Raw genomic sequence first — 9556 nt, 5'->3', positions numbered from 1 at the left:
TATCTAGAAATATCTTGAGACGTCCAAGTATTTTCTTTATTACTGGACTCTTATTAGAGAGTAAAACTAAGCCTGAGATAGGGCTTAAATATTAATATACGAGGGGAATGGGTATATGAAGTTTCGAAATACAAAGATTGCTATGGTTACACTGTCTTCATTTTTTATTTTAGGTTCTGCATCTCTATCATTCACAGATACTATACACGGTGAAGTAGCTTCTGCATCAGCACAAGAGATTATTGTGAAAAATTATGATGATACATATTATAATAACGCAATAGGAAAAACGGGGTTAGAATTAAAGAAGGAACTGCATAATATTATTGATAATCATACAAAGCTATCATACAGTGCGGTTTGGGAAGCAATAAGAGATACTGATGAAGATCCAAATAATAAAAATAATGTGATACTCTTATATACTGGTCGTTCGCAAGGGAAACTTACGAATGGATCAGGAGTAAATAACTGGAACCGAGAGCATGTTTGGGCAAAATCTCACGGTGACTTTGGAACGACTGCAGGACCTGGAACAGATCTACATCATTTAAGAGCGACGGATATATCTGTAAATAGTTCACGTGGAAATCTAGATTTTGATAATGGTGGTGTGAATCATTCTGAAGCGACAGAATGTAAATATGATAGTGATTCTTGGGAACCTCGTGATAGTGTAAAGGGAGATATTGCTAGAATGCTGTTTTATATGGCTGTTCGTTACGAGGGAGACAACGGCGAAATAGATTTAGAACTAAATGAAAAAGTGAATAACAATAAAGATCCATACATGGGGAAACTATCTGTCTTATTAAAATGGAATGAACAAGACCCGGTCGATGATTTAGAGCGAAAGCGTAATGAAGTGATTTTTACAAAATATCAACATAACCGCAATCCTTTTATTGATCATCCAGAATGGGTAAATAAAATCTGGAACTAAGATTTTTAAAGGTATTATATTTTGATAAAAGGGATTGATCATTATGATCAATCCCTTCTTATATTTTTACTAGAATAAATGATTTTTATAGGACTAGTGAGGGAAATAGAATAGATATTTATATGGAACGATAGTACTTATTTATCTAGTTAAGTATTTAGTAAGGTCCCCACTCAATATTCACCCCAACAATAAGAAAAACAAGTCCAATGATAAACCAAATGAGTGCAAGTGGAGCCATGAAACGAATCCATTTTCCATAAGAAATCCCGCTTGCTGCGAGAACGCCCATTAAAACACCGGAAGTTGGATTTAAGCAGTTTACTACACCTTCTCCGAGCATAACAGCTTGTACTGTAACTTGGCGTGTAATGTGCATAAAATCAGCTAATGGAGCTAATATCGGAATAAAAATAACCGATTCTCCTGTCCCGGATGAAATGAGGAAATGTAATGCGGCACTACTCACATACATGCCGATAACACCAAATACAGGGTTTTGTCCTTCGAGAGCTTGTGCGAGTTGGTTAACAATTGTATCAAGCAATTTTCCTTGTTCTAAAATGACTGAAATACAGCGAGCCATTCCGACAATTAAAGCACCGTAGATAAGGTTTTGGCAGCCAGTTAGAAAAGTAGAAGCGATATCGTTTGCTTTCATGCCACCTATTATTCCGGCTGTAATTGCTATGAAAATAAAAGTAGCGGTCATTTCTGCGTCCGTCCAATGTAGACGAAAAGCGCCTATTAAAAATGCAATTAATGATAAAGCTGAAACGAGTAAAATTAATTTATGACGTATCGTCCAAGGAACTTCCTTTTTCTCTGCTTCTTTTTCGCTTGAAAGAGCGTTACTTGGAAACCAGTTGTCGCCAAGGATGCTTCCTTTATTCGATTTTTTCAAGCGCTTTACATACCAATTTATATATAGAATGGTAGCAAGTAAAAAAGATATATAAATTGCTGTGCGTAAACCAATTCCCGAAAACATCGGAAGTTCTGCGATCTTTTGTGAAATGCCTAAAGGTGAGGGAGATAAAATAGTAGCATTAAAACCAGCATAAGTACCTAAATAAATAATTGCTACACCGACGATAGCGTCCCATTTTAACGTGCGTGCAACGATGATGCCGATGGGGATAAAACCGATAACTGAGTTAACGATAATACCAGTCGTTCCAAGAATAGAAAAAAGCGCAGCAACTATACAAATGAAAAGTAATTGCTGATTACGAAATTTGTTAATAACATGATAGATTAAACCGTCAAGAGCACCTGTTTTTTCAAGAATTGCAATGGCTCCACCTGTAAATAAAATTAGAAAGATAATAGGAGCAGCAAGTGTCATTCCTTTTTCAATAGCGGTAAAAAAAGAAACAAATCCTACGGGTGATTGCGGAACAGAATGGTAGCTACCTGGTATTGTCGTTGTAACGGTCCCGTTTGTAACCCTTTTAAATTCTCCAGCAGGAACGAAGTACGTAGCAATGGCGCAAAGTAAGGCAATAAAAAATAGTAGTACGTACGCATCAGGCATTTTAAACTTTGGTTTACTAGGTTGTTTTTTTGCCTCAGTTTGTATTTGCATAAAATCCCTCCTTCTTTACTTGGTTAATTTTTAATATTCTGAATTTAATCTGTGAAATAGATTATAATAAAGGTAGCTTCTTAAGGCAATAGTTTTTGTATCCTTTCCCGTACATACAAATTATTGCAATATTAGACAGGGAAACGATAATAAGCCAAGAATATGTTATGTAGAAAGAAAAAGGAAAAGAGGGAACAAGATGTGGAAAACTACTGATCTATGTGATGAATTTGAAAAGGAATTACAAATATGTCGCCAGTCTTTTCGGTCTTTTGGGAAGAAAGAACAATTCCACGGGAAAATTGCAACTGTAAAAGTGAAAGATGATAATGTACTAGTGAAGGAAGGATTGCAAACATTACCAGAAGGAACAGTATTAGTTATTGATGGCGGAGCGTCTACGAATTGTGCGTTACTCGGTGATAATTTGGCAGCTATTGCGGAAGAAAGAAAGCTAGCAGGAATTATTGTGAATGGGTATGTTCGTGATTCTAGTGAACTAAAGAATATTAATATTGGTATTTTAGCGTTAGGAACGATGCCAAATAGAAGTGTGAAAGAAGGAAAAGGAGAACGAAATATTTCATTGCACTTTGGACAAGTAGAATGGAATCCAAATGAATATGTCTATGCGGATGAAGATGGCGTCATTATTAGTGAAAAGAGTTTACATCGTTAAGAGTTAATAAGTTATTATTCTTAGAAAATAAATCCGATAAAGCATGGACAAAATTCTTTGTCAATAGTAAAATAATACAGAAATTTAAAATTTACAGAATGTATAGGTTTATCGTTTTACGATAACTTAAATGGGAGTAAGTTGTGCCAAGAAAAGTGAATGTTATCACAATGATACGTTCATAAACAAAATTATTTTTCCTATACAAATATAGCCGCGAATGATGCGGGTAGGAGGTGTTGTACATTTTTGTTCGACACTTACAAAAAGAGAGTGTCAATCGCACGCCCTTGAAGGGCCTTTTTTTGTGTAAATGGTAGTAAGGGAGGAAATTTTGGGATGGCAATGTTGAAAAAATGGCTGCTTACGTCGTTAATGGCAGTGACACTTGTATTTGTTTCTTTTGCGAATACAGTACATATTACGTTTGCTGAAGGAAATACAGCAAAACTTGCAATTATTGGGGAATCACAAAAAGGCATTATGTTATGTCCGAAAGAAGAGCAAATTAAAGATGGGGAAACAGCTTTAAGTTTGCTGCAAAAGGTCATGGGGGACAAAGTAGAATCTGAAACGATGTCGTTTGGAACATATGTAAAAGGCATCGATGGTTTAATGGCCGGGGCTACAAGTGCTTGGCTGTATGATGTAAATGATCAGTCTGCAGAAGTCGGAGCAGATAGTTATAAATTAAAATCTGGAGACGTTGTTGTCTTTCGTTTTGTTTCAGACTGGAGCAATATAAGCCAGGAAACATTGAAAGAAACGTTAGATAAGTTCGGAACGTGTAAAACAGAAGAACCTGACGGCGGCAAACCAGAAGAACCAAAATCAGAAGGTCAAGATGATAAAACGCCAGATGGGAAAAACCAAGGTGATCAAGATGGTAAAACGCCAGATGGGAAAAACCAAGGTGACCAAGACGGTAAAACGCTAGATGGGGAAAACCAAGGTGACCAAGATAGTAAAAAACCAGAAAAACCAAAGCAAGAGAATGTTCAAATTCCAGCGAAGCAATTAGAGGAAGCAATCTCAAAAACATCTGAAAAAATGTTACAAGATGGAATTGAAAGTGACTGGGTAGCTGTAGCGCTTTCTCGTTCTGGAAAGAATGTGCCAATTGAGGCAAAATTAAATTATGTTAAGTCAGTAACTGAAAAAGTAGAAAAGCGCATTAATCGTTTTTCAGCGACAGATTTAGCTAGAACAATTATTATGATGAATGCAATGAGTGCAGACCCTAAAAATGTAGGTGGACATAATTTAGTTCAAAAATTGTATGAGTCAGATAAAGTGAATTCTGTTACAGGTTATGCATTTGCTTTACTTGCATTTGATACGAAGAAGTATGAGATTCCAGTTGAATCAAAATGGAACAGAGTTGCTCTAGTGGAAGCACTATTAAATAATCAGCATACAGACGGTGGATGGACTTATAATAGTTCAGGTAGTAAAGATAGTGCTAGTAGCGTTGATGTAACAGGTATGGTTTTATCAGCATTAGCTCCTTATCAAGAGCGATCAGATGTGAAACCAGCTATACAAAAAGCTGTTGCGTATTTATATAACGAACAGCTGAAAAATGGTGGTTTTTCAGCTGATGGACAAGAAAATTCAAATAGTACTGCGCAAGCAATTATTGGATTATCGCTTGTTAAAGATGTAGATCAAAACCGTCTTCATAAGGCAATGCAAAACCTATTATCATATCAACTTTCAAATGGTGAATTTAAATGGTTACCAAGTGATCAAAATGGTAACGGAATGGCTACAGAACAGGCTCTTTTAGCATTACTTCAATTTAAGGAAATGGGAAAATCTATTTATGATTGGTCTAATGTAGACGCTGGTAATGTAATTAAGCCAAAACCGATTGAAGAGCCAGAAAAGGTCGTTGAACCAGAAAATAATGTAGTAGAAAAAGAAGTTACTGAAGAACCGAAAGAACAAAAACAAGTACAACAAGAAACAAAAGATGAAAATCTAAAAGTAGTTGTAGATAACGAACCGGTTAAGAATAAAAAAATCGGAAACGGTAACAGTCTACCAAAAACAGGAGCATCTTCTCATGGTGCAGCAACAGAAGTAGGTATGGGTGTATTATGTATTGCTTCTGCATATGTATTATGGAGACGTAAAGCAGCTTAACAAAAAATTAGGAGCAATTATTTGCTCCTAATTTTCGTATGAAAGGTGAGAGATAGGATGAGTAAGGTGAAATGGTTCATTTCTTTACTGCTTTCGCTCGGGCTACTTGCCGGATGTGAAGAGGCAGCTGTAAAGCCTGAGAAGAAGGTAGAACCGAAGCAAGAAGAGGTAGCGAAACAAGAAGAACAAAAAGATGAAGTGAAGCCGGAAGAAAAAACAGAAGAAAAGCAAGCTGAATCAGAGCAAAAGCAGCAAGAAGAACAGAAAGAGAAACAAGAACAAAAAGTAGAAGAGAAGCCGAAAGAGGAAAAGCCGCAGGCACAACCAGAGGTAAAGAAAGCAGAGAAACAACAGGAACAACCGAAAGAACAGCCGGCTGTAAATAAGCAACCAGAGCAGCAACAAGCACAAGAAGAGAAACAACAACCGAAAGCACCAGAAGTAAAAGAAGAAGCAAAGGTTGTGAATCAGCCGAAAGAAACACCGAAGCAGGAGCAAAAAGAAGATCCGAATAAAGCGGAGAAAACGATACCGACTCCGACCGTTCCAAATTCTGAACAACGAAAACCAGATCCGGTTCCACCGCCTAAACCACAAGCAAAACAAGTAACAATCTCGGTAAAAGGAAATAACGGATATATAATGGGTGCGAAAAAGATGGATGTACAAGAAGGCGATACAGTGTATAAAGTATTGCAACGTACAGGATTAGATGTTGATGCAAGCGGATCTAGAGATAGTATTTATGTAAAAGGTATTAATGATTTATATGAAAAAGATATTTCGGATACTAGTGGTTGGAAATATCGTGTGAACGGTGCTTTTCCAAACCATAGTGCTGGTGTAGTTACGGTAAAACCAGGAGATACAATTGAGTGGGTATACGTATTACAATAAGAAAGGCATTCGGTAAAGGGCTATGAAAATAAGTTTTTCTTCTTTACATCCTTTTGTGAATTTTTTCTATTATATCGGGGTGATGATACTATGTACGATGTGTCTTCATCCTCTTTTTTTAATTGGAGCAATAGTATTAATTATTATGTTAAATGTGATGCAAGGAAATAGCGAAAAGATAAGAAAGATGCTACCGAGCACAATTGTTTTCTTTTTTATGGTAATTTTATTTAATTCGTTATTAACGCATAGAGGTCGAACTACGTTATTTTGGTTAGGTGATAGCCGTATTAAGCTTGAGGCGATTATGTTTGGAATAGTAATGGGGTTATTACTAGTTGCAGTTATGTTTACGTTTGCGTCATACAATGATATTATTTCCAGTCATAAATTTTTATATTTGTTTTCAAGAATTTCACCGAAAGTTGCATTGTTAACGATGATTACAGTGAGATTTGTTCCTTTGTTTATAAGACGATTAAAGAAAATCACACTCGTCCAAAAAACGAAAGGTGTGCAGGTAGATTCAGGTTCGATAATTGAACGCGTCAAAAATGGTATGCAATTGCTGCAAGTATTATTAATTTGTTCATTAGAAGATGCACTGCAAACGGCAGATTCTATGCAAGCTCGTGGATTTGGTGTAACGAAGCGTACGACGTATATTCGCTATAGAATGGAGAGGCGTGATTGGTATACGCTCAGTTATTTAATCATTTTATTTATAGCTGCTATTGTATGTAGTAATTATGGCGGAGGGAAATTGATTATTTATCCGAAAGTCGAATCTATTTTATTCCAGCAATACGATGGAATGATGTTTGTATTATTTACACTGTTTATTAGTTTACCAATTATGATGGAAGGGAGAGAATGGATATGGTGGCGCATGCAGAAATAAACAATTTATCATTTGTATATACTGATGAAAACGAATACGCGTTACAGCATATTTCTCTTTCTGTTCAAAAAGGTGAGTTTATTGCACTTGCTGGAGGATCGGGATCTGGGAAGACGACGTTATTAAAACATTTTAAAAAGGAGTTACTTCCAATTGGTACGCGTTCTGGAGAGATATTTTATGAGGGTGTTTTAATAGAGGAAGTAGCTGATTTGTTATCTGCCCAAGAAATTGGGATGGTATTTCAAAACCCAGAAAACCAGATCGTTATGGATACAGTGATTCAAGAATTAGCATTTTCTTTAGAAAATATAGGATTACCATCACATATTATTCAAAAAAGAATAGCAGAGCTTATTAGCTTTTTAGGATTTCAAGATTTATTGCATCAATCTGTTCATACATTATCTGGTGGGCAGAAGCAGCTTGTCAATTTAGCTGCGGTATTAGTTATGCAGCCGAAATTGCTATTATTAGATGAACCGACAGCGCAGTTAGATCCAATCGCTGCAAAAGAGTTTTTAGGATTATTAAAACGGATTAATGAAGAACTTGGAATTACGATTATTTTAAGTGAACATCGTTTAGATGAAGTTATCCCGCTTGCAACACGCGTTGTTTGTATGGATAATGGCCGTATTATGTATGATGGTAGTCCTAAAATTGTTATTACGGATATGTGGGGAGTAGAAACATTCCGTCCATTTATTCCGCAAATTCCAAGGCTATTTTTAGAGTGGAATGTGAGAGATATTCCGTTTACAGTGCGAGAGGCGCAAATGAAAATGAATGATTTTGCAGCGATATCATATGTAAATGACCCAATAGCACAAAGTGAAAAGCAAGAGGTAATTTTAAGCGCAGAGCATATTTCGTTCCAATATGAAAAAAATAGTCCGCTTATTTTACGTGATTTATCAGTTTCGATTGAAAAAGGAAAATGGGTAGCGCTCGTTGGGAAGAACGGTACAGGTAAGTCTACACTGTTAACGATTTTAGCAGGATTACAAAAAGCGAGAAGAGGAAAAGTAAAGTGGAACGGAAAAGTGATACATAAAATCGATTCGAAAGAACGGTTTAAAAGTATTGGGTATGTATCGCAGCATCCGTATTACCATTTTACATTTGATACAGTATGGGACGAGGTTTATGAACGTGCGCGTGAATTATATGGAGAACAAGGAAAAGAAATAGCAGAAGATACGCTAAAACAGTTTTGGTTGTATTCGCTTAAAGAACGCCATCCGCACGATTGTAGCGGAGGAGAGCAACAATTACTTGCGTTATGTACGACGTTGTTATCAAAGCCGACTTTATTATTACTGGATGAACCGACAAAGGGATTAGATCCATGGAAGAAAGAAAGAGTAGGAGAGCTATTTAGGAAGCTACAAAAAGAAGGTACAACAATTGTAATGGCAACGCATGATATTGAGTTTGCAGCGAAATACGTGGATCAATGTATGATGTTATTTGATGGAACAGTCATTATGAATGATGCACCGAAAGAATTTTTTAGCGGCAACTTCTTTTATACAACATCTATTAATCGATTCATTCGAAAAGAATTGCCATATGCATTAACGTGGGAGGATGTGTACGAAGCTTGTCCAAACGATATGTTGCATTCATAATATGTATCTTTGCAGTAATAATCGGCACATTACTCTTTACGACACTTGTCATGGACGGTTATTACATGTTAAGTAGTTTGTTTATATTAGCGGTTATTATGTTACCTTTCTATATCCGTTTTGAAAGAAAGGCGTTTGTTTCACGTGAAATTGTTCTCGTTGCTGTATTAGCGGCAATTGCAGCAGTAAGCCGGGTACCATTTTCTATTTTACCAAGTGTACAACCAACTTCTTTTGTCATTATCGTTTCTGCAATTGTATTTGGAAGTGAAACTGGTTTTATGATTGGTGCTACAGCAGCAATCGTATCTAATATTTTTTTGGGACAAGGTCCATGGACACCGTGGCAAATGTTTTCGTGGGGCATGATTGGTTTTATAGCAGGTTTACTTCGTAATACATTTTTTATGAAAAAGCTATGGGGGAGACTTCTTTACGGAGTAATTGTTGGCTTTTTATTTGGCTGGATTATGAATTTCTGGGGCCTTCTCGGTTTTATACGAGAAGCAACATGGGAAACTGTCATTTCGTATTATATCGCAAGTTTTTACTTTGATTTGAGCCATGCGATTTCGAATGTTATTTTCTTATTACTATTTAGTACTTCATGGATTACGATTCTTACAAGATTTAAAAAGAAATACGGTATATTAGATGAGCATAACGTGACATAGAAAAGCATACTCATATAAGGTAGGGTCGCGACTTACATATTCGTTTGCCTCTTTCATGCTTCTTACATAATGTAAGGAGCATTTTTTTGTCA

General features: G+C 36.2%; 8 protein-coding genes. 7 read left to right on the top strand and 1 reads right to left on the bottom strand.

Annotated elements, in window-relative coordinates; translation table 11 throughout:
* Positions 1-115 precede the first annotated feature (115 nt).
* Positions 116-943, top strand: coding sequence for an endonuclease I family protein (locus tag MR168_RS21810; protein ID WP_242291479.1), 828 nt, complete (start codon positions 116-118; stop codon positions 941-943).
* Between the two features lie 157 nt (positions 944-1100).
* On the opposite strand, the gene MR168_RS21805 is transcribed toward MR168_RS21810, so the two are convergent.
* On the bottom strand, positions 1101-2531 hold the full coding sequence (locus MR168_RS21805) for a YfcC family protein (protein WP_001166965.1): 1431 nt from the start codon (positions 2529-2531) through the stop codon (positions 1101-1103).
* Between the two features lie 199 nt (positions 2532-2730).
* Here MR168_RS21805 and rraA point away from each other — a divergent pair, with 199 nt between their 5' ends.
* From rraA to MR168_RS21775, 6 genes are all read left to right on the top strand, one after another.
* Complete coding sequence (rraA, locus tag MR168_RS21800; RefSeq protein WP_086411548.1) at positions 2731-3210, top strand: ribonuclease E activity regulator RraA; 480 nt, start codon at positions 2731-2733, stop codon at positions 3208-3210.
* A gap of 339 nt (positions 3211-3549) precedes the next feature.
* A complete protein-coding gene (locus MR168_RS21795) occupies positions 3550-5358 on the top strand; it encodes a DUF4430 domain-containing protein (RefSeq protein WP_242291478.1) in 1809 nt (602 codons plus the stop codon).
* A 57-nt stretch (positions 5359-5415) separates the two neighbouring features.
* The gene (locus MR168_RS21790; protein ID WP_086411550.1) at positions 5416-6255 is read left to right on the top strand and encodes a DUF4430 domain-containing protein; all 840 of its coding nucleotides are present in this window, start codon (positions 5416-5418) and stop codon (positions 6253-6255) included.
* A gap of 22 nt (positions 6256-6277) precedes the next feature.
* Positions 6278-7156 (top strand): energy-coupling factor transporter transmembrane component T, encoded by an 879-nt coding sequence (locus tag MR168_RS21785; RefSeq protein WP_002178524.1) that lies wholly within the window; start codon positions 6278-6280, stop codon positions 7154-7156.
* The gene (locus MR168_RS21780) at positions 7129-8790 is read left to right on the top strand and encodes an ABC transporter ATP-binding protein (protein WP_103597417.1); all 1662 of its coding nucleotides are present in this window, start codon (positions 7129-7131) and stop codon (positions 8788-8790) included. Before MR168_RS21785 ends, MR168_RS21780 begins: the two co-directional genes overlap by 28 nt.
* Positions 8763-9464, top strand: a complete 702-nt coding sequence (locus MR168_RS21775; RefSeq protein ID WP_000044901.1) for an ECF transporter S component — start codon at positions 8763-8765, stop codon at positions 9462-9464. The genes MR168_RS21780 and MR168_RS21775 overlap by 28 nt, the downstream gene beginning before the upstream one ends.
* The last annotated feature ends 92 nt before the right edge of the window (positions 9465-9556 follow it).

The organism is Bacillus cereus group sp. BfR-BA-01356 (assembly GCF_022663635.1).
Classification (GTDB): domain Bacteria; phylum Bacillota; class Bacilli; order Bacillales; family Bacillaceae_G; genus Bacillus_A; species Bacillus_A cereus.
This window is presented reverse-complemented; position numbering and strand designations above follow the sequence as displayed.